Consider the following 23,243-nt stretch of genomic DNA (forward strand, 5'->3'; position numbering starts at 1 on the left):
GCTTCGGCTACCCCCCAACACCCTCGAACACTTCTTCTAGTGTACCGCCCGGCACTGACAATCGCCCCTGGCCACAAGGCCTTTCGGGGACTCCCAGGGGTACCGTGGGCCACATGGAAATCTGGATCAACCCGGCCTGTTCGAAGTGCCGCAGCGCCATCAGCCTGCTCGACGCCGAGGGCGCCGACTACACCGTCCGCCGCTACCTGGAGGACGTACCGAGCGAGGACGAGATCAGGGACGTACTCGACCGTCTCGGCCTCGAGCCCTGGGACATCACGCGCACTCAGGAGGCCGCCGCCAAGGAGCTCGGCCTCAAGGAGTGGGCGCGGGACGAGACTTCGCGCGACCGGTGGATCAAGGCCCTGTCCGAGCACCCCAAGCTGATCCAGCGCCCGATCATCACGGCGGAGGACGGCACGGCGGTGGTCGGGCGGTCGGAGGAGGCCGTGCGGGATGCCCTCTCCCGGTAACACCCGTGTGACGTACGTTACTTCAGTGACTCCTGTAACCGCTGAGTAACCTCGTTCGGTATCTCGTACATAGCGGCGTACGCTCCCCTACCTCTCAGGAGGCGCGCATGTCGCGTAGGAGAAGTCTCGGTACGAAGAAGAAGATCGCGCTGCTGGTGAGCGCGGCGGCGGTGGCGGGAGGCGGGGCCTTCGTCATGGCGAGCACCTCGAACGCCGCGCAGAGTCCGGGGCCCAAGACCCTGTCCGCCGCGGACTCGAACGTGTGCCAGGGCCTCGCCACCGCCCTCGGCAACAACCAGAAGTTCATCGACGGGCAGAAGGCCAGTCCCGACGCCCAGTCCGCGGCGCGGATCGCCAACCGCGAGGCGGTCATCGCGCAGATCAAGGTCCAGCAGAAGGCGTCCGGTTGCGCCGTTGGGGAGTCGGCTCAGGACTCCCAGGCGACGCAGCCGGCGCAGAACGGTGCCGGACAGCAGGCGGGGGGCGCGCAGCAGTCCGCGCAGCCCTCGCAGGCGGCCTCGGCACCCGCGGGAAACGCGAACGGGAACGCCGGTGGCGCTGCCGCCTCGGGTCAGCAGGTGTGCAACGGCTCCACCGTCACTCTCTCCGGCGAGGGCGGCGCGCCTGCCGCCTCCAGCAACCAGTTCCCGGCGGGGACGACGCTGAAGGTCACCAACCTGGACAACAACAAGTCCACGACGGTGAAGGTCACTTCGGTCTCCGGCAGTTGCGCCCTGCTCAACAACGCGGCCTTCGAACAGGTCCGGGAGCCCGGCAAGTTCCTGATCCGCCATGCACTGATCGAGAAGGTGGGGTGAGGCTCAAGGGCTCAAGAACTCCGTGAGGCGGCGGGCCAGTTCGGGGGGTGCGGCCTGCGGCAGCGCGTGGTGCGAGACGTAGGGGACCACGTCCGTTACCGCGCACGGCAGCAGCGCACCCGCCCGCGCCGCCACCTCGTACGTGTCATGTGTCCTGCTGTTCCCGGCCAGGAGCAGCAGGACCGGCATGTTCAGCCCGCGCAGTGCGTCCGGCGCCGGGCGCGGACCGGTCACCGGCTTCGAGACGGAGGGGAAGCCGGCGGCCGCCTCCTGGAGGCGGAGCCAGTCGGGGTCGAGGGGTGCTCCCCCGGTCTCCCATTCCAGGAAGGCACGGACGCGGCGGGGCGTCGGCCGCAGCAGCATCAGCAGGGCGTGCAGGAGATACGCCGGCCGGTAGCCGGCGAAGCACTGGGTGGGGTCGAGGAGGAAGAGGCGCCGCACGCGTGCGCGTGCGTGCACCGCGTAGTGCAGGGCGATCCAGCCTCCGTAGGAGTGTCCGCCCATGTCCGTCTGGACCAGGCCGAGGTCGTCGAGGACCGCGTCCAGCCAGGCCACCAGGTCGGCGACCGTGCGGGGGTGACGGTCGCCGGCCGGGGTGTTGCGGCCGGGGGCGCCGATCAGGTCGACGGCGAAGACGCGGTGAGTGCGGGCGAGTTCGGCGGCCTGGGCGTACCAGGACGCGGAGGTGGCTCCTCCACCGCCGGGCAGGAGGACGACCGGGGGGCCGTGGAGCGGGCCGCAGACGTTGACATGCGTCGCGCCGAAGGGCGTCGGCACGGTCACCGCCTCCCGCTCGGCGGGCCACTTGGCCATGACCTTGTCGTACGCGGCGAGGAAGCCGTCCATGTCGTAGGCGCTGCGAGCACACATCGCAACCTCCGTTATTATCTCGTTGAGCGAGATACTCGGTCAGCGAGATACTAGTCGGAGGCAGCTCGTGCCGAACCCTCAGGGCCCCGAGATGGAGGTCGTCCACCTGCTGCGCGCGGCGACCGTCGAACTCGCCCTGCACAGCGCCCGGTTCGCATCCCGCAACGACATGCATCCCACGGACGTCCGCGCCCTGATCGCCCTCATGGACGCCTCCCGCGCGGGTGAGGAGACGACGGCGGGACGGCTCGGGGCCGCGCTCGGACTCAACTCGGCGGGGACCACCGCGCTGGTCGACCGGCTGGAGCGGGCCGGGCATGTACGGCGGGTCCGTGACGCACGGGACCGGCGCAAGGTGGTGATCGAGGTGGACGAGCGGGCGGTCGAGCTCGGGTGGTCCTTCTTCGGGCCGCTGATCGAGCGGACGGTGGAGCTGCTGCAGGGGTACGACGAGCGGGAGGTGGCCGCGATCAAGGGGTTCCTCACCGGGGTGCGGGACGCGGCCGGCGGCTGACCGTCCGGTCTCCTGCGCAACCCCATCGCATACGAGCCGCCGCACGACAGCCCGTCCGGGTCCGCCGGCCGCGTCGACCTGTCGACTTGCTGTGCCCCACCCGCCCTCACACCGTGAATCGCGCCACACGAACGCCAGGTAACGCGGGGTTCACATTCGAGCAATGGCCGGGAAATCGCCTGTTGACAGGCTCGCGGGCATCCACCGCGGCGCCCCAGTGCCGCAGCGCCGCAGCACCCGCAAGTGCGTAGACACATCCCCGAAGGAAGTGGCCCGTGACCTTCAAGGCTGAGTACATCTGGATCGACGGCACCCAGCCGACCGCCAAGCTCCGTTCCAAGACGAAGATCCTCGCGGACGACGCCAAGGGTGCCGAGCTGCCGATCTGGGGCTTCGACGGGTCCTCCACGAACCAGGCCGAGGGGCACTCCTCGGACCGTGTCCTCAAGCCGGTCTTCTCCTGCCCGGACCCGATCCGCGGCGGCGACGACCTCCTCGTCCTGTGCGAGGTCCTCAACATCGACATGACGCCGCACGAGTCCAACACCCGTGCCGCGCTGACCGAGGTCGCCGAGAAGTTCGCCGCTCAGGAGCCGATCTTCGGCATCGAGCAGGAGTACACGTTCTTCCAGGACGGCTACCCGCTGGGCTTCCCCAAGGGCGGCTTCCCGGCCCCGCAGGGCGGCTACTACTGCGGTGTCGGCGCCGACGAGATCTTCGGCCGTGACATCGTCGAGGCCCACCTCGAGAACTGCCTCGCCGCCGGTCTCGCCATCTCCGGCATCAACGCCGAGGTCATGCCCGGCCAGTGGGAGTTCCAGGTCGGTCCGGTCTCCCCGCTGGAGGTCTCCGACCACCTGTGGGTCGCCCGCTGGCTGCTCTACCGCACCGCCGAGGACTTCGGTGTCGCCGCGACGCTGGACCCGAAGCCGGTGAAGGGCGACTGGAACGGCGCGGGTGCGCACACCAACTTCTCCACCAAGGCGATGCGCGAGGGCTACGACGCGATCATCACCGCCGCCGAGTCGCTCGGTGAGGGCTCCAAGCCGCTCGACCACGTCAAGAACTACGGCGCCGGCATCGACGACCGCCTGACCGGTCTGCACGAGACCGCCCCGTGGAACGAGTACTCGTACGGTGTCTCCAACCGTGGCGCCTCGGTCCGTATCCCGTGGCAGGTCGAGAAGGACGGCAAGGGCTACATCGAGGACCGCCGTCCGAACGCCAACGTCGACCCGTACGTGGTGACGCGTCTGCTGGTCGACACGTGCTGCTCCGCGCTGGAGAAGGCCGGCCAGGTCTGAGTTCCGGTTCCTCGGAAGGGGCGTTCACCGTTCGCGGTGGGCGCCTCTTTCGCGTTGTCGTGATCGTGTTGTCGGCAACTTCACTCCGCGGAAGCGTCCAAGCAGTGAGAGAAGGCTCCTCGTCAGGGCCGGTGTCTGCTTCAATGGGCCCATGGCCAGCTTCCAGAACCACACCGCGACGGGTCGCCATGACCTCGAGCCGTTCTGGCCTTCCCGTCAGCACCACGACTTCGACCGGGTGTGTTGTCGCGCGATGAACGCGCCGGCCCTCTAAAGCCGTACCCACCCATTCGGCCTTCCGCCGGCGCGAAACGGCGTACGTCCCTCGACGAACCTCTCGCGCGAAAGAGCTGACCTCTCATGGCGAACATTCGTTCTCTGCCCACCGCCACGCTCGACACCCCCTCCCTGAACGGCTCACGCCACCGGCTGCGCGCCGTGGGCCGGGACGAGGTGATCGACGTCTCGGAGTTCCTGCCCCCGGGCGCCACCTGGCTGCCCGCACCCCCGCACACCCTGCCCACGTTGCCGGGACAGCCCCCGATGGTCGGATACCTCGTCCTGATCCCGGCCGACCGCCCGCACCTCGCCGAGACCCCCGCACCCGACGGCGCCGGCAACCCCCTCGTCCTGATCGACTCCGTGCAGCGCACCGCCGAGGTGGACGGGCGCGAACTCGACCTCACCTACCTGGAGTTCGAGCTGCTCGCGCATCTCGTCGCGCATCCGCACCGGGTGCACACCCGCGACCAGCTGGTCACCACGGTGTGGGGGTACGGGCACGTGGGCGACGGCCGCACCGTCGACGTCCACATCGCCCGCCTGCGCCGCAAGCTGGGCGCCGAGCACCGCGGGACGATCCAGACGGTGCGGCGGGTCGGGTACAAGTACGCGCCGCCGACGGGCCGTTGATCGGCCGCTGGTTGATCGGCCGCTGGTTGATCGGCCGCTGGTTGATCGACCATTGACGGCCGGGTCTTCTGCTGATGGCAGATTGCCGTTCCGTCCCGCGGGCCGACCGGGCAGGCTCAACGGCATGAGACTTCTGGTGCTGGGTGGGACGGAGTTCGCGGGACGGGCCGTCGTGGAGGCGGCCCTGGGGCGCGGCTGGGAGGTGACCGTCCTCAACCGGGGGCGACACCGACTCCCGGACGGTGTACGGGCGTTGCGGGGCGACCGCACCGCGCCCGACGGGCTCGCCGCCATCGCCGAGGGCGAGTGGGATGTCGTCGTCGACACCTGGTCGGCGGCGCCCCGGGCCGTACACGAGTCGGCGCGGCTGCTGCGGGGTCGCGCCGGGCGGTATGTGTACGTGTCGAGCTGCTCGGTGTATGCGTGGCCCTCTCCGGCCGGGTACACCGAGGACGCGCCGCTGGTCGAGGGCGCCGAGCCCGACGCCGACAAGACCGACTACGCACGCGACAAGCGGGGTGCGGAGATCGCCGCGGTCGAGGCCTTCGGTGCGGACCGCTCCGTGCTCGTACGGGCCGGGCTGATCCTCGGCCCGTACGAGAACATCGGGCGGTTGCCGTGGTGGCTGGGGCGGATCGCGCGGGGTGGGCCCGTGCTGGCGCCGGGGCCGCGGGAGCTGCCGCTGCAGTACATCGATGTGCGGGACATGGCCGAGTGGATTCTCGGGGCTGCCGAGCGGGAGTTGAGCGGGCCGTACAACCTGGTCAGCCCGCAGGGGCACGCGACGATGGGCAGCCTGCTCGATGCGTGCGTGGAGGTCACCGGCTCGGCGGCCGAGCTGCGGTGGACCGCGCCCGAGGTGATCCTCGACGCGGGCATCGAGCCGTGGATGCAGTTGCCGGTGTGGGTGCCGGCGGGGAGCGATATGCATGATTCGCTGCACAGCGGGGATGTTTCGCGGGCGGTGGGGACGGGGCTGACCTGCCGGCCGGTCGAGGAGACCGTTGCCGACACCTGGGAGTGGCTGCAGGGCATCGGTGGCACGGCACCGCAACGGCCGGACCGGCCCCTGTTGGGACTGGATCCGGCGGTGGAGGCGAAGGTGTTGGGGTTGTGATCTGAAAAACACGCCCCGGGGGTGTACCTGGCACCACCCCCCGACCCGGGGGCTCGGCCCCGTGACCCCCCGTGTCCGCTCGGTCAGACTGCTGGCATGAACACCAACACGAAGAATGGCTCTCTTGCCACGAGGGCCCGGGCCGTCGCGCTTGCGGCGGGGCGGGGGTTCGTGCTGGCTCTGGTGACCCTTCCCGGAGCGGTCCTCGGGTTCACGCTGTCGCTTGTGTCCATCGCGCTCGTCCCGATCGGCGTCGGGGTCGTCACCACGCCGTGGGTGCTGACCCGGGTGCGGGCCTTCGCCGACAGGCGGCGGGTGCTCGCGGCGCAGTGGTGCGGGGTGCAGATCCCGTCGGCGTACCGGCCGATACCCGAGGGTGCCAACCCCTGGGCGCGGACGTACGCCCTGCTGCGCGACCCGGCGGTCTGGCGGGATCTGCGCTGGCTGCAGGTGGACATGACGGCGGGGTTCGTCACCGCGCTGCTGCCGGCGGTGCTGTTCTTCTACCCGCTCGAAGGGTTCGCGGTCGCGGCCGGGCTGTGGCGGCCGCTCTCCGAGTCCGGCGGGTACTGGTACGGCTTTGTGCACGTCACCGACCAGGGCTCGGCGCTCGGCGCCGGTGCTCTGGCCGTTGCGCTCCTCGCCCTGACCCCGTTCGCCCCGCGGCTGCTGACCGCCCACTTCCGGCTCACCCGGGCCGTTCTCGGCGCGAGTCAGGGCGAGTTGGCCGAGCGTGTCCGGGTCCTGACCGAGACCCGCCGCGACGCCGTCGACACCTCCGCCGCCGAACTGCGCCGTATCGAGCGGGACCTGCACGACGGGGCGCAGGCCCGGCTGGTGGCCATGGGCATGGATCTGGGCACCATCGAGATGCTTCTCGACAAGGACCCGGAGAAAGCCAGGCAGCTCCTCGCCCAGACCCGGCAGTCCTCCGTCGACGCGCTCGCCGAGCTGCGTGACCTGGTGCGCGGCATCCATCCGCCGGTGCTGGCGGAACGCGGACTCGGAGACGCGGTAAGGGCGTTGGCGCTGCGGCTGCCGCTGCCCACCGAGGTGAACGTCGAGCTGGAGGGCCGTGCGGACGCACCGGTGGAGTCGGCCGCGTACTTCGCGGTCAGCGAGGTGCTCACCAACGCGGTGAAGCACTCCGGCGCCGACCGCATCTGGATCGATCTGCACCACGGCGAGGGACGGCTGCGCGTCACCGTCACCGACAACGGCAAGGGCGGCGCCACGATCGGAGCCGGTTCCGGACTCTCCGGCATCGAGCGGCGCCTGGGTACATTCGACGGCGTCCTGGCCGTCAGCAGCCCAGCGGGCGGTCCCACCATGGTCACCATGGAGATCCCTTGCGCGTTGTCCTAGCCGAAGACCTCTTCCTGCTGCGCGACGGCCTGGTCCGGCTCCTCGAGGCCCACGACTTCGAGATCGCCGCGGCCGTCGAGTCCGGCCCCGAGCTCGCCCAGGCGCTGGCCGAGCTGGAGCCGGACGTCGCCGTGGTCGACGTACGCCTGCCGCCGACGCACACCGACGAGGGGCTGCAGTGCGCGCTGCAGGCCCGCCGGGACAGACCCGGGCTTCCGGTGCTGGTGCTCTCGCAGCACGTGGAGCAGTTGTACGCGCGCGAGCTGCTCGCCGACGGGAGCGGCGGGGTCGGGTATCTGCTGAAGGACCGGGTGTTCGACGCGGAGCAGTTCGTGGATGCCGTGCGGAGGGTCGCGGCCGGGGGAACGGCCATGGATCCTCAGGTGATCCAGCAGCTGCTGTCCCGGCGGGCCGCCGACGACCGTCCGCTCGGGCGGCTGACGCCCCGTGAGCGTGAGGTGCTGGAGCTGATGGCGCAGGGCCGCTCCAACGCGGCGATCGCCGGGCAGCTGGTGGTCACAGAACGGGCCATTGCCAAGCACACCTCCAACATCTTCACCAAACTGGACCTGGAGGTGTCGGACGACGACAATCGTCGCGTTCTGGCGGTCCTCGCCTATCTGGACCAGGACCGGTAAGCGGTTGCTGATTCTCCGTAACTTGCGCTGCTCAAGCGGCTGTTGAGATCCGGTGGCCGCTCAATCCTCTGATTTGTTTGTGGGGCTGCTGAACACCCCTGGGACCGCGTCCGTATGAGATGGAGCCGCTTCACTCCTGTCGGGCGCCTCGATGCCCCGCCAAGCCCGCAAGGAAGTCAGAGGAGTTCCATGGGACGCAACAATCGAAAACGCCGTACGCCGCTGGCCACCAAGGCCATAGCCGCATCGGCGGCTCTAGCGCTCGGTGGGGGCGGGCTGATCTGGGCGAACTTCTACGCCTCGGCGCACGAGTCGAACAACTGGGGATCGAACCAGACCAAGGCCGCCACCGGCCAGGTCGCCACGATCGCCTGCCCCGACGTCCAGCAGAAGCTGACGAACGTGCCGGCCAGGGCCCAGCAGGGCGTGGCGACCGAGCTGGCGAACCTCGACAAGCAGATCACCGAGGCCTACGCCCGGCTCGCCTCCACGCGCCAGGCGCAGACGCAGGACGCCAGCTTCGTGCAGAACGCGATCGTCGGCCCCCTCAAGGAGAAGCGGTCCGCGACCCTCGACCGGATCCGGATCGACATCCAGCGAGTGGGCGGCCAGGTCGACGCGGCCGGGCTGAGCGCGCTCGCCGCCTGTACGACGCAGACCGCCAACCAGACCAACGCCGGTGGCCAGCAGCAGAACGGCGGTCAGCAGCAGAACGGTGGCCAGCAGCAGGGCGGCCAGAACAACGGCGGCCAGGCCTCTGCCAACCCGAGTGCGAGCGCCGGTGCCGGTCAGAACATCGGCGGTCAGGCCGGCAACGGCCCCGTGGCGGCCGACTTCGTGGACATCACCAAGGTCCAGCCGAACGTCGCCGCGAAGCCGCAGAAGAACGGCAACGCCTCGACCGGCACCTTCATCACCCGCTGCGGTGTGAACGCGAACAAGAACCACAACACCGACAACGTCATCGTGGCGCCCGGCGTGACCAACGGCGCGCACCACCTGCACGACTACGTCGGCAACCAGAAGGTCGACGCGTTCGCCAACAACAACACGCTGATCGCGGACCAGACCAGCTGCCAGAACCAGAGCGACCTGTCGGCGTACTACTGGCCGGTGGTCCGTATCCAGGACGGCACGCAGGACTTCGACCAGAACGCGGACGGCGGCGGCAAGGAAGGCAACGTCGGCAAGATCCTGACGCCGGTCCAGGCGCAGATCAAGTACGTCGGCAGCCCGACCAGCAAGGTCACGGCGATGCCGCAGTTCCTGCGCATCATCACCGGTGACGCCAAGACCACCACCAACGGTCTGGCGAACGCCAACGCGCACTGGAGCTGCACCGGCTTCGAGAACAAGGTCCAGCTGACGACGCAGTACCCGATCTGCCCGCAGGGCAGCAACGTGGTCCGCACGTTCGCCTTCCAGTCCTGCTGGGACGGCAAGAACATCGACAGCGCCAACCACCGCACGCACGTCGCGTTCGCCGACGCGGCCGGCAACTGCGCCAACGGCTTCAAGGCCATCCCGCAGCTGACGATGCGCCTGGTGTACAAGATCAACCCGCCGACCCTGCAGAACGGTCAGGTGAAGAACGCCTACGCGGTGGACGGCTTCCCCGAGCAGCTGCACAAGTCGGCCACCGACCACGACGACTTCATCGCGGTCTTCAAGAACAACCTGGCGAACAAGATCGCCAACTGCATCAACGCCGGACAGAAGTGCCAGTGACACACTGAGCCGGTGACCCACCGAAGAAGGCCGGTGGCGGGATCTCCCGCCACCGGCCTTCTGGTGTGTGTACGACGGTGCGTGTACGACAGTGTGTGCCGTACGAGGTGTTCAGCCGCCGTGGCCGCTGTGCGCGCTGTGGTTGGTGCCGATCTCCTCGTTACCGCCCAGCGTGCCCTGCAGCGCCTTGACCACCTTGTCCTCGCCGACGGCGACCCACTTGCGGCCGACGAGGTAGAAACCGCCGTAGTCCTTCGCGTCGTTGATCCACTCGCGCTGGCCGCGGTCGGTGGCGAAGGTCGCGAAGACGTACTTGCCGTCGGAGGTCTTGCAGATGGCCTGGCGGACCTCGTCGGAGTCGATCTGCATGTCCGGCTTGCACTTCACCTTGGCCGCCAGGCTCTCCAGGCTGCCGGTGGCGGCGGTCGGCACCTTGGCGGCCGCGTCGCTGTTTCCGGTTCCGCAGCCCGCCAGCGCCAGGACGGCCGCGCCTGTGGCCACGGCGAGCATCGGTCGGGTCAACCTCATCTGTTCCTCCGGGTCGCTTTCCTGGCCCTTGGGCCCGTCCCCTTCGATACGGCTGTGAATGCCGGCGTGCTCAAAAATACGGCCGTCTCCCGTGCACACGTGTGCGAGGGTGGTCCGGTGAATCAAGACTGGGAAGATCGCGTGACCGCCGCCTGGGCCACCCTCGACGAGTATCCGGAGGAGAAGGCGGCCGATTTCCGGGCCGTGATCGACGCTCTGGCCGCCGAGTTGCCCGACGGCAGCCCGCTCGGCCTCTTCGAGCAGGCCTCCGCCTGGGACTCGACCGGCCACTCGGACAAGGCCGAGCCGCTGTACCGGGAGGCGCTGGAGCGCGGGCTGAGCGAGGCCAGCCAGTACAAGGGCCGCAGGGCCAAGATCCAGATGTCGAGTTCGCTGCGGAACATCGGCCGGGCCGAGGAGGGCGTCAAGCTGCTGACACCCGAACTGGACGCCCCCTCCGACGAGTTGGACGACGCGGTACGGGCGTGTCTGGCGCTGTGCCTGTCCAGCCTCGGCCGGGACCGCGAGGGACTCTCCCTGGTTCTGGGCGCCCTGGCACCCCATCTCCCCCGCTACCAGCGCTCGATGGGGAACTATGCCCGGGCGCTCGTCGAGCCCGAGGGGTAAGTCACGCAGGTGGCGGTGACTATCCGACGATTCGCTCGTTTTGCTGAACGTGCAGTCACAGGATGTCGCCCCGCGCCCCGCACCGTCCCCTTCCGACCTGGCCGTCGACGTCGAGCAGGCCGAGGCCGCGCTCGTCGAGCACTACCCGCGGCTGGTCAGGATCGCCTACCTGGTGCTGCCGCCGAGCCTCGGCCGCAACCGGCGCGTGGTGACCGCACACGCCCTCACCCAGCGCGCCCTGCCCAGGGGCCGCACGCAGGCGCCCGCGATCCCGGCCCGGTCGACGGGCCGTGACGGCGACCCCGGGTACGCCTTCGTCCGCCTCCAGGTGCTGCGTACGGCACTGGAGGCGGGCCGGCCGCTGAAGCGCACGGCGCTCCCCAAGCGGTCCCAGCTGCCGCCGCTGCTTCCCCAGGTGTGGGGCCTGCGTCTCTTCCCGCGCTCGGGCGGCGCCGACGAACTCGCCCTGGACCAGCGCCTGTCCGCCCTGTCCGGCCCCGCCCGCGCCGCCTACGTCCTGCGCGGCCTGGAGAAGCTCCCCGACGGCGACGTATGCAAGGTGCTGACCGCCGCCGGCTGCGAGGAGCCCCAGGAAGCGCTCCGGGAGGCCGCCGACATCCCCGAGCAGTACGCGCTGCTCGACTCCCCCGAGTTCGACCCCTGCTCACTGCACGCCCGGCCCACCGATCTGATGCGGCGCAGACAGCACACCAAGGCCGCGCTCGCCGCCGCCGCGGCGGTCGCCGTGTGCGGGGTGCTGCTCGGCCTGCCCGGCGACGGCTGGGCCCCCGACGGCGCCGCCGCGCCCGCGTATGCGCAGAACCCGGCCGCCGAAGCCGCCCTCGACCCGGCCAAACTGCTGCGGGTCGCCCCCACCGCCTGGGAGGCCGCCGCGCGCACCGACTTCTCCGTCTGGCCGGCCCGCGGCGACCTCACCGGCGACAAGGCCCTGCTGCGCCGCGCCCTCGCCGTCTGGGCCCGCCCCGGCGAGAGCGTCCAGGTCTCCGCGACCCCCGGCACCCCGTCCGGCGGCCCGTCCGGCCCGCCCCAGCTCCTGTACGCCGGGACCATCGACAGCGCACGCGTGGTGATGCTCTACGACGGTCTGCGCATCGCCCGGTACGCCGAGCCGAGGAACAGCACGAAGGGCGCCGCCCTCGACTTCGCCCGGGTCGACGGCGCCGACCGGTCGGAGGCGAACGCACTGGTCCTGGACCGCGCCGACGGCAACGTCCGCTATCTGACGGCACCTTGGGTGAAGCAGGCCGCCGAGCGTGACCTGCTCAAGCCGCGCACCGGCACAACGGCCCTCGCCCTGACCGACGGCGTCACAGCACCGCTGGCCAGTCCCGCCGCCCAGACCGGCGACTGCGCATCATGGAAGGTGCTGCAGCTGACGGTCCCCCAGTCTCAACTTCGTTCGACCGGGGGCGCCCCCATCAACGGCACCCGCCTGAGCACCGACCTCGGCGAGCTCATCCCCGCCCACCTCACCATCGGACGCCCCGGCGCCACCCACGAGGTCACCGGCCCGCAGGCGCTGCGCACCTGGGCGCCGTACGCCTGCTCGCTGGGCTCGATGCGCTCGGCGGGTGTGCGCACGGTCAACGCCTGGGCGTACGGCCGCCAGCCGCTGCCCGACGGAAGCGGTTCGGCGGACTGGCTGTGCACGCGGGCCGACACCTGGCGGGGCGGCGGGACGCGAGTGCTGGCGCAGTTCCACACACCGGGCGGGACGTACGGGGCGGTCGCGGCGAAGGCGGAGAACGTGCCGGCGTGCGGGGAGAAGGACCCGCATGTGCTCGCCGGGGTGCTGTGGAAGTCGGAGGCGGGGAACTGGTACCTGCTCGCGGCAGGCAGCCAGGGGACGTCGTCGATCACCACGACGGGAGGAGTCAGCACCTCCGCCCAGGGCAGCCTGCTGGCCGTACGGGCCAGGCAGGGGGTTCGGGCCGAGCTGGCGGGGACCCTGGAGGACGGCCGGCCGATCAGCGGACTGCGCTAGCTGACGCCGGCGTCAACAAGTGGCTGCAGAAGGGTTTCCCTCGGACTTACCCGTCAGTACATTGACGCCATGTCTAACACGCAGGCCTCGGAGCGGGTCGCCCTCAAGGCGCGGAAGGTGTCCTTCTCGTGGGAGGAGACGCCACTGCACTGGGTGCCTGGGGATCCGTTCACCACGCACACCATCAATGTGCTGCATCTGCTGCTGCCCGCCGGTGAGCGGTGGTTCGTGCACGTCTACAAGCAGGTGCTGCCGTACATCCGGGACGACCGGCTGCGCGAGGACGTCATCGGGTTCATCGGGCAGGAGGCGATGCACTCGCAGGCCCACGACGAGGTCCTGCCGCACCTGAAGGAGCTCGGGCTCGATCCGACGCCGTACACCGCACAGGTCGACTGGTTCTTCGAGAAGCTGCTCGGCGACCGGACACTGCCGCCCGGCAGGGCGCGCAAGTGGTGGCTGATGGAGCGGGTCGCGATCATCGCGGCGATCGAGCACTACACCGCGTTCCTCGGCAACTGGGTCCTCAATGCGGAGGAGCTGGACCGGCGGGGCGCCGACCCCACCATGCTGGACCTGCTGCGCTGGCACGGCGCCGAGGAGGTCGAGCACCGGTCCGTCGCCTTCGACCTGTTCATGCATGTCGACGGCGGCTACCGGCGGCGCGTGCGCACCTGGGCCACCGCGTTCGCGGCGATCGTGTTCCTGTGGCAGCGCGGGGCGCGCTTCTTCATGGAGAACGATCCGACGCTGATCGACGGCCACGCGAGCTTCAAGGACTTCTACGTGCGCGGCAGGCGGGGCACCCTGCCCACGACCGGCGACATGATCAAGTCCATCCCGCGATACCTCAGCCGCTCCTACCACCCCTCCCAGGAGGGCTCCACCGAACAGGCCGTCGCCTATCTCGCCTCCTCCCCCGCCGCGGTCGCGGCCCTCGCGGCGGAGAAGGGAGCCGCGTGATGCCGAAGCTGCGCACGGTCGTGGTCGTCGCGGGCGCCGCGGTGCTGGTCAGGCGGGCGATGCGGCGCCGCATCCAGACCTCGCCGCTGTGGCCGATGCCCGCCCTGGAGAACCCGACCTCGGGCCGGCCCCGGTCGCGGGCGCTCAGGCTGCTGGTCGCCTCGCGCGAGACGGTCGCCGACGGCGTCGTACAACTGCGCCTGGAAGGAAGGGACTTGCCGCGCTGGGAGCCCGGGGCGCATCTCGACCTCGTGCTGCCTTCGGGGCTGGTGCGGCAGTACTCGCTGTGCGGCGACCCGGAGGACACCTCGTCGTACACCATCGCCACGCGGCTGATCGAGGACGGGCGGGGCGGCTCGCGCGAGGTGCACGAGCAGGTGCGGGAGGGGATGGAGCTGGAGGTGCGCGGGCCGCGGAACCGCTTCCCGCTGATCGAGGCTCCTTCGTACGTCTTCGTCGTGGGCGGCATCGGGATCACTCCCGTGCTGCCGATGCTGCGGGCACTCGGGGAGGGCACGGAGTGGCGGCTGGTGTACGGCGGGCGGACGCGGGCCTCGATGCCGTTCCTGGAGGAGATCGAGAAGCTGGGCGGCGACCGGGTGACCGTCGTCGCCGAGGACGAGGACGGACTGCCGAATCTCGACGGCCTGTTGGCGGACACGGCCGAGGGCGCCGCCGTGTACTGCTGCGGGCCGGAGGGGCTCATCGCGGCGGTGGAGGAGCGGTTCCCGCAGGTCCGCCTCGAACGGTTCACACCCCGTACGTCGGCCGACGGCAACAGCACCTTCGAGGTCGAACTCCGGCGCACCGGACGGACGTTGACCGTCCCGGCCGACTCGACCGTGCTGGCCGCCGTGCGCGCGCAGTTGCCGGACACCGCCTACTCCTGCGAGCAGGGCTTCTGCGGAACCTGCCAACAGCGGGTCCTGGAGGGCGAGGTGGAGCACCGGGACGAACTGCTGACGGACGCCGAGCGTGCCGACTCGATGCTGATCTGCGTTTCGCGGGCACGAAGTGAGCGTCTCGTGCTTGATATGTGAACACCCGTGGCCGGTCCGGTCCGTTCTGGGCCGGATCCGATCGGTAAGGTGTTCGCATGACTACCGGGGTACGCCGCAGAATGGGAGTGGAAGAGCGGCGGCAGCAGTTGATCGGCGTCGCCCTCGAACTGTTCAGCCAACGCTCTCCCGACGACGTCTCCATCGACGAGATAGCCTCCGCCGCGGGCATCTCGCGTCCGCTGGTGTACCACTACTTCCCCGGCAAACTCAGCCTGTACGAGGCCGCGTTGAGGCGTGCGGCGGACGATCTGGCGGGCCGGTTCAAGGAGCCGCAGGAGGGCCCGCTGGGCGCGCGGCTACTGCGGGCGATGCGCCGGTTCTTCGACTTCGTCGACGACCACGGGCCCGGTTTCTCGGCACTGATGCGCGGCGGCCCGGCCGTCGGCTCGTCGGCGACCAACGCGCTCATCGACTCCGTACGGCAGGCCGCGTACGAACAGATCCTGTCGCATCTGGACGTCCAGGATCCGCCCGCACGCCTGGAACTGGTCGTACGCTCCTGGATCTCCCTCGCCGAGTCGACCGCCCTGCTCTGGCTCGACGGCCGCCGCATCCCACGCACCGAGCTCGAGTCTCAGCTCGTCCACGACTTCGCCGCCCTGGCCGCCGTGAGCGCCGCCTACGACGAGGAAATGGGCGCACTGATACGCCGCATACTCAAGGACGAACCTCCGGACGGCCCGTTTGCGGACCTGGTCGCCCGGTTGCTCTCACTGGCGTCCTGAGGAGCGCCCTTTAGGGGCGCGGGGAACTGCGCGACCAGCCACAACGGATCCGCAGACGAACCTTCAGCGTTCAAACTTCCGGTACGACGCATCAAGGTCCCGCACCTCCGCAGAGGCATGCAGGACAGCGTGGCCATCGTCCTCGACGTGCTGCTTCAGCAGCCCCAGCACGGCCTCGGTGAGCTTCGCCTTCGTCTCGTCGGTGCGGCCGGCGAGCAGTCCGATCATGACGTGGACCACGGCGTGCCCCTGGTCCAGCGGGTCCTCGTAGCCGAACGCGGTGACCTCCGACGCGCGGAACTGCGTCTTGCAGGCCTCCGGCTTGGCGGCCGCGATCTCGACGAGCGCGGTGTGCAGGTCGTGGGCGAAGGCCTCCCGGTCGAAGCTGATCGCCTTCGAGTGGTCGACGGTGATCTGCGGCATGAGCACTCCTGTTCCAGGACGGCAGCGACGGGCTCAGCCTAATTCCTCAGCTGGAGGGCGAGCATCGCGATGTCGTCCTCGCGGTCGTGCCCGAAGCAGGCCAGCAGGGTGTCGCACAGGGCGTCCAGGCCGGGCAGGGCGCCGACGGCCGCCGAGCGGAGCTGCTCCATCGAGAGGGTCAGGTCCATGCCCCGGGTCTCGATCAGGCCGTCGGTGACCATGAGGAGCCGGTCGGCGGGCTCCAGGAACAGCTCGGTGGGCGGCGGGTGGGGCAGGCCCAGGCCGAGCAGCGGGCCGTCGGCCTTGGCGTACTCGGCGTCGCCGGTGGTGCGCAGGATCAGCGGCGGTATGTGGCCCGCGTTGGCGATCCGGGTGCGTCCGGTCTCGGGGTCGATCAGGACCAGGCAGACGGTCGCCGTGACTTCGGGGTGGTAGTGCTGCAGCATCCGGTCGAGGCGCTCGGCGAGCACGGCCGGGTCGCTCTCCTCCACGCAGTAGGCGCGCAGCGCGTGCCGGATCTCGACCATGACGGTGGCCGCCTCCAGAGAGTGCCCGACGACGTCGCCGACCGCGGTGAGCACACCCTCGCCGGTGCGCACGGCCGCGTAGAAGTCGCCGCCGATCTCGGTCTCCCGGGACGCGGGCACATAGCGGACCCCGACGTCGATGCCGGGCAGTTCGGGCAGCCGGTGCGGCTGGGGCAGGAAGCTGTGCTGGAGGGTGAGAGCGACATGCCGCTCGACCTGGTACATCAGCAGCGGCTCGGCGGCGAGCGCGGTGGCCTGCGCCAGCTGGGCCAGCAGGGCCTCGCCCTCGGGGCTGACCCGGCGCACCCCGCGGGTGGGCGTGGCCAGACACACGGGGGCCTGGCCGTCCTGGGTGAGGACCAGCGCCAGCCGGGCGTCGTGCTGCATGCCGGGCCGGAAGAACCCGGCGGGCCACAGCGGCGCGGGCACCGTGGTGATCTGCACCCCGGCCTGCCCGCGGGTGAGCCGCCGCAGCAGACCGGCCACGGTCCGGTGGGCGCCCGCGTCCGGCAGGGCGAGGGAGGTGCGGTCCCGGGAGATACCGCGGTACAGCTCGTCGTCCGGGCCGAGGACGAAGACGGCGGCGGGACCGCCGATGAGCCGCGCGGTGCCGTCGGCGGCGGCGTCGGCGAGTTCCTGCAGGGAGCGCGCCGACTGGATGGTCACGATCGCCTGGGACAGCAGTGTCAGCCGCCGTACCAGCGCCTGGTCGTCGGCCCGCAGCCTGGCGGTGCGCACCGCGGCCCGGATCACCGCCTCGATCTCCTCGGGCTCGGCGGGCACCGTCAGGTACGTCTCGGCGCCGGCATCCAGCCACTGGCAGCGGTCGCCCGGGGGCACGGCGGCGGCCGAGAAGTGCACTACGGGAAGGCCCGCCATGTGCGGCCGCTCCTTGAGCCGCCGGCACAGTTCGAAGCCGCTCATGTCCGGCAGGTCGACGTCGACGAGGGCCACGTCGGGCAGGATGCCCTTGCGCAGCCGTACGTCGAGTTCGACGAGCGCCTGCTGGCCGGTGGCGACCGGTACGACCTGGTGTCCGGCCCGGCGCAGCACGGTCCCCATCGCGTACCGGCTGGCCGCGACGTCGTCCACGACCAGCACGGTCGTGTCTGTCAGCTTGCCGTTGAGGTCCATCTTTCAGCCCTTGGACAACGCCGATGGGGCAGACCGGGGTTCGCGGTCTGCCCCACCAAAGTAATGCCCCTATCAGGAGATCCGGGAGAATATTGCGACACTGCGCCCCGGAACGGCGAACGTGCCCGATTCCCGCTCATAGGAAGAGGACTTGACGATAGGGTCGGCGCCCGCCGCCTGCACCGGGTGCAGGCGGTAGCCGGTACCGGCCAGGGACTCGACGCGCTGCTCCTGCCGGCCCGGCGTCGCATTGAATACGACGACCAGGTCACCGAGCTGCATGGTGATCACGCCGGGCGTCTCGTCCTTCCCGGACAGCGGGAAGGACAGCTTGGACTGCACCTGGTCGGCCGTGTCCAGCGAGAACGCCTTCTCGGCCGTACGGATCTTCAGCAGGTCCTGGTAGGCGCCCGATGCACCCTCGATCTGCGGGCAGGCCACCTTCACCGCCCCCAACAGGGGCTTGGCGTACGACCACTTGGACTGGTTGTCGGCCGCCATCGGCAGCCCCCGCCCGAAGCCGTTGCCGTCCGCGCAGTTCCAGTGGATGGCGTTGAACCAGTCGCCGCTGTCGAACGAGTTGCGGTCCAGGGACTTGGAACGCAGCAGGTCGGAGCCCGCCTGCGAGAGGGACGGCCCCTGCGAGAGGGTGGCCGTCGCCATCGCGAGGACCTGCATCCGGGCCCGGTCCGCCGCACTCGTCGAGGCGGGCAGCTTGTAGGTGAGGGCGTCGAAGAGGGACTCGTTGTCGTGCGCGTCGGCATACGCGACGGCGTCGCCGGGCGCGTCCGCGTAACCGGCCGGCTGACCGTTGTAGTCCACCTCCGCGCCGGTGACCTCCTTGCCGTCGGTGTCGGTGAAGCGGTACTTGGCGAGGTTGCCGGACAGACCCACCTTGATCAGGTCCTGGTAGTGCAGCAGACGGGCCTTCTGCTCGGCCGAAGTCCCATTGGCGGCGGACGAGTTGGGGTCGGTGTACAGCCCGGACGCGAAGCCCTGGACCCCGGGGTCGGAGTCGAAGGGGCTGCCGCCGCGCACGGCGTCCCGCGCCCGGTCGGAGAAGGTCGCGATCCCGGTCCCCGACATGTTCTTCTGCGTAGCCTGTACGAAGCGGGCGTCGTCGGCGACCTCGCCGAAGTTCCAGCCCTCTCCGTACATGATGATCTTCTTGCCGTCGACGCCGTCCTTCGCGAGGGTCAGCGCGTCGAGGGCCTTGCGGACCGCGAGGATGTTGGCCTTCGGCTGGTGTCCCATCAGGTCGAAGCGGAACCCGTCGACCTTGTACTCCTTGGCCCAGGTGACGACCGAGTCGACGACCAGCTTGCCCATCATGGAGTTCTCGGTGGCCGTGTTCGCACAGCACGTGCTGTTCGCCACCGAGCCGTCCGCGAGGAGCCGCTGGTAGTAGCCGGGCACCACCTTGTCGAGAACGCTGGTGTCCGCCTGACCGGCGGCCGCCGTGTGGTTGTAGACGACGTCCATGACGACCCGAAGACCGTCCTCGTTCAGCCCCTTCACCATCCTGCGGAACTCGACCGTACGGCCCGTCCCGTCCGGGTCGCTCGCGTACGAGCCCTCGGGGACCGTGTAGTGGAACGGGTCGTAGCCCCAGTTGTAGGCGTCCTTGGCGGCGATCTTCGCGACGCACTCCTGCTGCTTGTCGGAGTCGGCCGCGTAGGAGGCGAGGTCGCAGTCCGTCGTCGCCTGGTCCGCCTTCTTCTCGGGGACGGTCGCGAAGTCGAAGGCGGGCAGCAGATGGACGTACGACGTCCCCGACTTCGCCAGCCGGCGCAGATGCTTCGAGCCGTCGCTGTTCTTGTCGGTGAAGGCGAGGTAGGTGCCCTGATCCTTCGCAGGTACGGTCTTGTCCGCGACGGAGAAGTCCCGGATGTGCAGCTCCTGGATCTGGGCGTCCTTCAGCGGTACGGCCTTGGGCTTGGTGTACGTCGACCAGCCGCCCGGCGCCAGGGACTTGTCGTCGAGGTCGGCGACGAGGCTGCGCCCGGAGTCCGCGGTGAGGGCGAGGGAGTAGGGGTCGGTGACCTTGTTGGTGACGACCTTCTGCACGGTCGGCGCCCACACCTTGACGACGTACCGGTAGGGCTTGCCCTTCCAGGACGCCGGGCCGGTGACGGACCAGACTCCGGTGGAGTCGTCACGCTTCATCTTCTTGACCGAGCCGTCGAGCTCCAGTGACACGCTCTGCGCGGTCGGGGCCCAGACGGCAAGCGTGGGACGGCCGTTGTGGAACGTCGGCCCCAGGCCGGCCTTGGTCGCACTCGCGTACACGTCGTCGAGTACGCCGGCGATCTGGACGCCGGTCGCCGCCAGCACGGCGCCGTTCGCGGCTCGCTGGGAGGCGACGATCTGTCCGTCGAGGGCCTCGCGCACCCGGTCGCGGTCGCGCGGGTCGACGGACCAGGCGGCATAGTCCTTCAGATGCGGGAACTTCGCCTTCTGGGCGTCGGTGAGCGTGGTCTTCTCCAGCCGCAGCCAGCGCTCGTCGTCGCTGGTCAGCGCGCCGTCCTTCACGGCGATCGAGCCGTCGTGGGAGTACAGCAGCTGGGTGGAGGCGGCGGCGTCGGAGCCGTTGAAGGCGACGGTGTCGCGGTCGATCCAGATCGCCTTTGAGGTGGTCAGGTCCAGGGCCGCGGCGGAACCAGCGGGCTGCGGCAGCAGGTACTTCTCCTGGCCGTTCAACAGCCACACCTCGTAGCCGCCCGCCTTGAGATCGAGCGACTGGTCGGCCGGGAGGTCCTTCTCGTCGCCCTTGTGGATGATGTAACTGAGGCTGGTGGCACCGGCGCCCAGCGGCACCTCGAAGACCGCACCATACGCGTCAGTCTTCACCGGCTTCAGCGGGCTCGACCAGTCCGTGGGGTTCGCGGCGCCCGTCCAGACGTGCAGTCCCCAGCCGTCGTAGTTCCCGTCGGCACGGTGGTAGTGGATGACCGCCTTGGTCTTGTCCTGCGCCGGGTAGTCGGGGCGCGTGGTCTGCACGGCCTCCTTGCCCTGCTCGATCCAGACCTCGCCGGTCTTGGTGACGTCGATCGTGCGGTCGGCGGAGACGTCCTTGTTGCCGTCCTTGTCGACGACCAGGAAGCCGACGCTGGAGGCGCCCGGCTTCAGCTTGACGTAGGCGAAGGCGCCGTACGCGTCCCGTCCGACGAAGGGGTGCCCGGCCGGCCAGGTGGTCGACTCGCCGTCGGCGAGGTCGCCCCAGGCGTACAGGCCCCAGTTGTCGTAGTCGCCGTCGGTGCGCTTGTAGTGGACGACCGCGTAGTCGCGGGAGGAGGCGGTGGGGGTGTCCTCGGCGGGCGGGGTGCCGGCGGTACTCTGTGCGGTCGCGCTTGACGTCCGTCCGGCGGAATCGATGACAACTGCCTTGTAGCGCAAGGCAGTTCCGGCCGGTACGTCCTTTCCGATGGCCTGCGTGACCTTGTACGGGGCGTGGTCGGCGGAGCCGAGGACCTGCCACTTGCCGTTGCCGACCTGGGCGGCGAAGACCACGCGGTTGAGCTGGCCGCCGTCGACGTCCGCGGAGATCTCCACCGTGCCGGTGACTCCCGCGTCGGGGGCCTTGAGGGTGAGGGTCGGTGCGGTGGTCGGCTTGGCGAGCTTGCCGTCCGCCTTGAAGACGACGGCGGACCCGGCCGGGACGGTGACGGTGACCTTCTTGTCGGCGTCGGAGGTGACATCGGCCGAAGTCCCGTAGATACCGCGGAACTTCATGCCCGCCGAGCCGGTCGCGAAGGTCGCCGTCTTCGCCTCGTCGGCGTTGTTGAGGGCGACGACGTACTCCTGGCCGGTCTTGGCGTCGGTGCGGGAGAAGGCGTAGATGCCCGAGCCGTCGGCCCCGTACCGCTGAGTCTGGACGCCGTCCGTGAGGGCGGGGTTGTCCTTGCGCAGCTTGCTGAGAGCAGAGATCTGCTTGTAGAGCGGGGCAGTTGTGTCGTACGAGTCGCTCGCGTGCGTGCGGTCGGTGCCGATCTCGTCGTCGTCGAGATAGTCGGCGACCTTCGAGGCGAACATCGTCTGGCGGGCGTCCTTGTCGCCGCCGGAGCCGGTGAAGCCCTGCTCGTCGCCGTAGTAGACGACCGGGTTGCCGCGGCTGAGGAACATCAGCTCGTTGGCGAGCTTGTCCTTGCCCAGCAGCTCGGCGTCGTTGGCCTTCGGGTTGTCCTGCTTCAGGAAGTACCCGATACGGCCCATGTCGTGGTTGCCGGTGAAGGTGACCTGCTCGTACGCGTTGGCCTTGTCGGTCGTGTACTTGTAGTCGTCACCGAAGACCGATGCCAGCTTCTGTGCGCTGCCGCCCTGGGAGGCGTAGGTGCGGGCCGCGTCCTGGAAGGGGAAGTCGAGGGTGGCGTCGAGGCGGCCCTGGGTGACGTACGGCGAAGTGATCGAGGTGTCGGCGGAGTAGACCTCGCCGAACATGAAGAAGTTCTTGCGCCCCTGCTTGGCCGCGTATGCGTCGAGCGCGGTCGCCCACTGGGTCCAGAAGTCCATGTCGACGTGCTTGACGGTGTCGATCCGGAAGCCGTCGATGTCGAAGTCGCGCACCCAGCGCTCGTAGATCTTCTCCATGCCCTGCACGACCTCGGGACGTTCGGTCCACAGGTCGTCGAGGCCGCCGAAGTCGCCGTAGGTGGCGTTCTCTCCGGCGAAGGTGGAGTCACCGCGGTTGTGGTACATCGTCGGGTCGTTGAGCCAGGAGGGGACCTTGGCGTTCTTGCCCGCGGCGGCGACGGTCGGGGTGCGGGGGAAGGAGTCGGTGTCGACGGCGGGGAACTTCTTGCTGCCGTCCGCGTAGTCGGCGTCGTCGAAGGGCCGGCCGTCCTTGGTCAGGTAGGGGAAGGCGCCCTTGGAGAGGTAGTCGTAGGACTTCTCCTTGTAGTCGACGACATCCGCGGTGTGGTTGGTGATGACGTCGAAGAAGACCTTCATGCCCTTGGCGTGGGCCTTGGAGATGAGGGTTTCCAGGTCCTTGTTGGTCCCGAAGTGCGGGTCGACCTGGGTGAAGTCGGTGATCCAGTAGCCGTGGTAGCCGGCGGAGGCGTTGCTCCCCGTTCCCTGGACGGGACGGTTCTTGAAGATCGGGGCCATCCAGATGGCGGTGGTGCCGAGGCCCTTGATGTAGTCGAGCTTCTTGGTCAGGCCCTTGAGGTCGCCGCCCTGGTAGAAGCCCTTGTCGGTGGGGTCGTAGCCGGTGGACAGGCGCGAACCGGTCAGCCCTCCCTCGTCATTGGAGGTGTCGCCATTGGCGAAACGGTCCGGCATGACGAAGTAGAACTGCTCGCGGGTGTCGTCGTGCCGGGCGGGAGCGGCGGCGAGCTTGGCGTCGGAGGGCGGCGGGGGCGGGGAGTCCGCATGCGCCGCGAGCGGCTGGATCAGGGCTGCGGCGAGCGCGGCGACGGTGACGGCCGCGACCCGTCTGGCATGGGCGGTACGGCGCGTCGGGGGCGCCGGCCATCTCGGTATCACAGGCGTGAACTCCTTGCGAGTACGGCT

At 69.8% G+C, this 23,243-nt stretch carries 19 protein-coding genes; 14 read left to right on the top strand and 5 right to left on the bottom strand.

Annotated features, from left to right (window positions below):
* The first annotated feature begins 113 nt into the window (after window positions 1–113).
* The gene (locus ACFY10_RS02790; protein ID WP_390663223.1) at window positions 114–473 is read left to right on the top strand and encodes an arsenate reductase family protein; all 360 of its coding nucleotides are present in this window, start codon (window positions 114–116) and stop codon (window positions 471–473) included.
* A 107-nt stretch (window positions 474–580) separates the two neighbouring features.
* Window positions 581–1,291 carry a hypothetical protein gene (locus ACFY10_RS02795; RefSeq protein ID WP_390663225.1) on the top strand — a complete coding sequence of 237 codons (711 nt, stop codon included), beginning with the start codon at window positions 581–583 and terminating at the stop codon, window positions 1,289–1,291.
* A 3-nt stretch (window positions 1,292–1,294) separates the two neighbouring features.
* On the opposite strand, the gene ACFY10_RS02800 is transcribed toward ACFY10_RS02795, so the two are convergent.
* Window positions 1,295–2,161, bottom strand: a complete 867-nt coding sequence (locus ACFY10_RS02800) for an alpha/beta fold hydrolase (protein ID WP_390663226.1) — start codon at window positions 2,159–2,161, stop codon at window positions 1,295–1,297.
* 91 nt (window positions 2,162–2,252) lie between these two features.
* Here ACFY10_RS02800 and ACFY10_RS02805 point away from each other — a divergent pair, with 91 nt between their 5' ends.
* The 7 genes from ACFY10_RS02805 to ACFY10_RS02835 all read left to right on the top strand — a co-directional run bounded on the left by ACFY10_RS02805 (window position 2,253) and on the right by ACFY10_RS02835 (window position 9,739).
* A complete protein-coding gene (locus ACFY10_RS02805; RefSeq protein ID WP_390664119.1) occupies window positions 2,253–2,675 on the top strand; it encodes a MarR family transcriptional regulator in 423 nt (140 codons plus the stop codon).
* 275 nt (window positions 2,676–2,950) lie between these two features.
* Window positions 2,951–3,979, top strand: coding sequence for a glutamine synthetase (gene glnII / locus ACFY10_RS02810; protein WP_275771617.1), 1,029 nt, complete (start codon window positions 2,951–2,953; stop codon window positions 3,977–3,979).
* A 360-nt stretch (window positions 3,980–4,339) separates the two neighbouring features.
* Window positions 4,340–4,891 (top strand): winged helix-turn-helix domain-containing protein, encoded by a 552-nt coding sequence (locus tag ACFY10_RS02815; RefSeq protein ID WP_390663227.1) that lies wholly within the window; start codon window positions 4,340–4,342, stop codon window positions 4,889–4,891.
* 124 nt (window positions 4,892–5,015) lie between these two features.
* Window positions 5,016–6,008: an SDR family oxidoreductase gene (locus ACFY10_RS02820; RefSeq protein WP_390663228.1), complete on the top strand. Its 993-nt coding sequence runs from the start codon at window positions 5,016–5,018 to the stop codon at window positions 6,006–6,008.
* Window positions 6,009–6,104: 96 nt separating this feature from the next.
* The gene (locus ACFY10_RS02825) at window positions 6,105–7,373 is read left to right on the top strand and encodes a sensor histidine kinase (RefSeq protein ID WP_390663229.1); all 1,269 of its coding nucleotides are present in this window, start codon (window positions 6,105–6,107) and stop codon (window positions 7,371–7,373) included.
* A complete protein-coding gene (locus ACFY10_RS02830; protein WP_390663230.1) occupies window positions 7,358–8,011 on the top strand; it encodes a LuxR C-terminal-related transcriptional regulator in 654 nt (217 codons plus the stop codon). Before ACFY10_RS02825 ends, ACFY10_RS02830 begins: the two co-directional genes overlap by 16 nt.
* Window positions 8,012–8,200: 189 nt before the next feature.
* Window positions 8,201–9,739 (top strand): DUF1996 domain-containing protein, encoded by a 1,539-nt coding sequence (locus ACFY10_RS02835; protein WP_390663231.1) that lies wholly within the window; start codon window positions 8,201–8,203, stop codon window positions 9,737–9,739.
* A gap of 111 nt (window positions 9,740–9,850) precedes the next feature.
* Here the strand turns inward: ACFY10_RS02835 and ACFY10_RS02840 are convergent, their stop codons facing one another.
* Window positions 9,851–10,267 (bottom strand): hypothetical protein, encoded by a 417-nt coding sequence (locus tag ACFY10_RS02840; RefSeq protein ID WP_390663232.1) that lies wholly within the window; start codon window positions 10,265–10,267, stop codon window positions 9,851–9,853.
* A gap of 99 nt (window positions 10,268–10,366) precedes the next feature.
* Between ACFY10_RS02840 and ACFY10_RS02845 the strand changes: the two genes are divergently transcribed.
* From ACFY10_RS02845 to ACFY10_RS02865, 5 genes are all read left to right on the top strand, one after another.
* Window positions 10,367–10,894, top strand: a complete 528-nt coding sequence (locus ACFY10_RS02845) for a tetratricopeptide repeat protein (protein WP_390664120.1) — start codon at window positions 10,367–10,369, stop codon at window positions 10,892–10,894.
* 49 nt (window positions 10,895–10,943) lie between these two features.
* Entirely contained in the window at window positions 10,944–12,899 is a 1,956-nt protein-coding gene (locus ACFY10_RS02850) for a hypothetical protein (protein ID WP_390663233.1), read from the top strand.
* A gap of 69 nt (window positions 12,900–12,968) precedes the next feature.
* Complete coding sequence (locus ACFY10_RS02855; protein WP_390663234.1) at window positions 12,969–13,862, top strand: metal-dependent hydrolase; 894 nt, start codon at window positions 12,969–12,971, stop codon at window positions 13,860–13,862.
* Window positions 13,862–14,902 (top strand): PDR/VanB family oxidoreductase, encoded by a 1,041-nt coding sequence (locus tag ACFY10_RS02860; RefSeq protein WP_390663235.1) that lies wholly within the window; start codon window positions 13,862–13,864, stop codon window positions 14,900–14,902. Before ACFY10_RS02855 ends, ACFY10_RS02860 begins: the two co-directional genes overlap by 1 nt.
* A 56-nt stretch (window positions 14,903–14,958) precedes the next feature.
* Complete coding sequence (locus tag ACFY10_RS02865) at window positions 14,959–15,648, top strand: TetR/AcrR family transcriptional regulator (protein ID WP_390663236.1); 690 nt, start codon at window positions 14,959–14,961, stop codon at window positions 15,646–15,648.
* Window positions 15,649–15,711: 63 nt separating this feature from the next.
* On the opposite strand, the gene ACFY10_RS02870 is transcribed toward ACFY10_RS02865, so the two are convergent.
* The 3 genes from ACFY10_RS02870 to pulA form a co-directional block, all read right to left on the bottom strand.
* Window positions 15,712–16,071 carry a 5-carboxymethyl-2-hydroxymuconate Delta-isomerase gene (locus ACFY10_RS02870; protein WP_390663237.1) on the bottom strand — a complete coding sequence of 120 codons (360 nt, stop codon included), beginning with the start codon at window positions 16,069–16,071 and terminating at the stop codon, window positions 15,712–15,714.
* Between the two features lie 38 nt (window positions 16,072–16,109).
* Entirely contained in the window at window positions 16,110–17,732 is a 1,623-nt protein-coding gene (locus ACFY10_RS02875) for a SpoIIE family protein phosphatase (protein ID WP_390663238.1), read from the bottom strand.
* A gap of 72 nt (window positions 17,733–17,804) precedes the next feature.
* Window positions 17,805–23,216 carry a pullulanase-type alpha-1,6-glucosidase gene (pulA, locus tag ACFY10_RS02880; protein ID WP_390663239.1) on the bottom strand — a complete coding sequence of 1,804 codons (5,412 nt, stop codon included), beginning with the start codon at window positions 23,214–23,216 and terminating at the stop codon, window positions 17,805–17,807.
* Between the last annotated feature and the right edge of the window lie 27 nt (window positions 23,217–23,243).

The sequence above is a fragment of the Streptomyces sp. NPDC001401 genome (genome assembly GCF_042895385.1).
Taxonomy (GTDB): domain Bacteria; phylum Actinomycetota; class Actinomycetes; order Streptomycetales; family Streptomycetaceae; genus Streptomyces.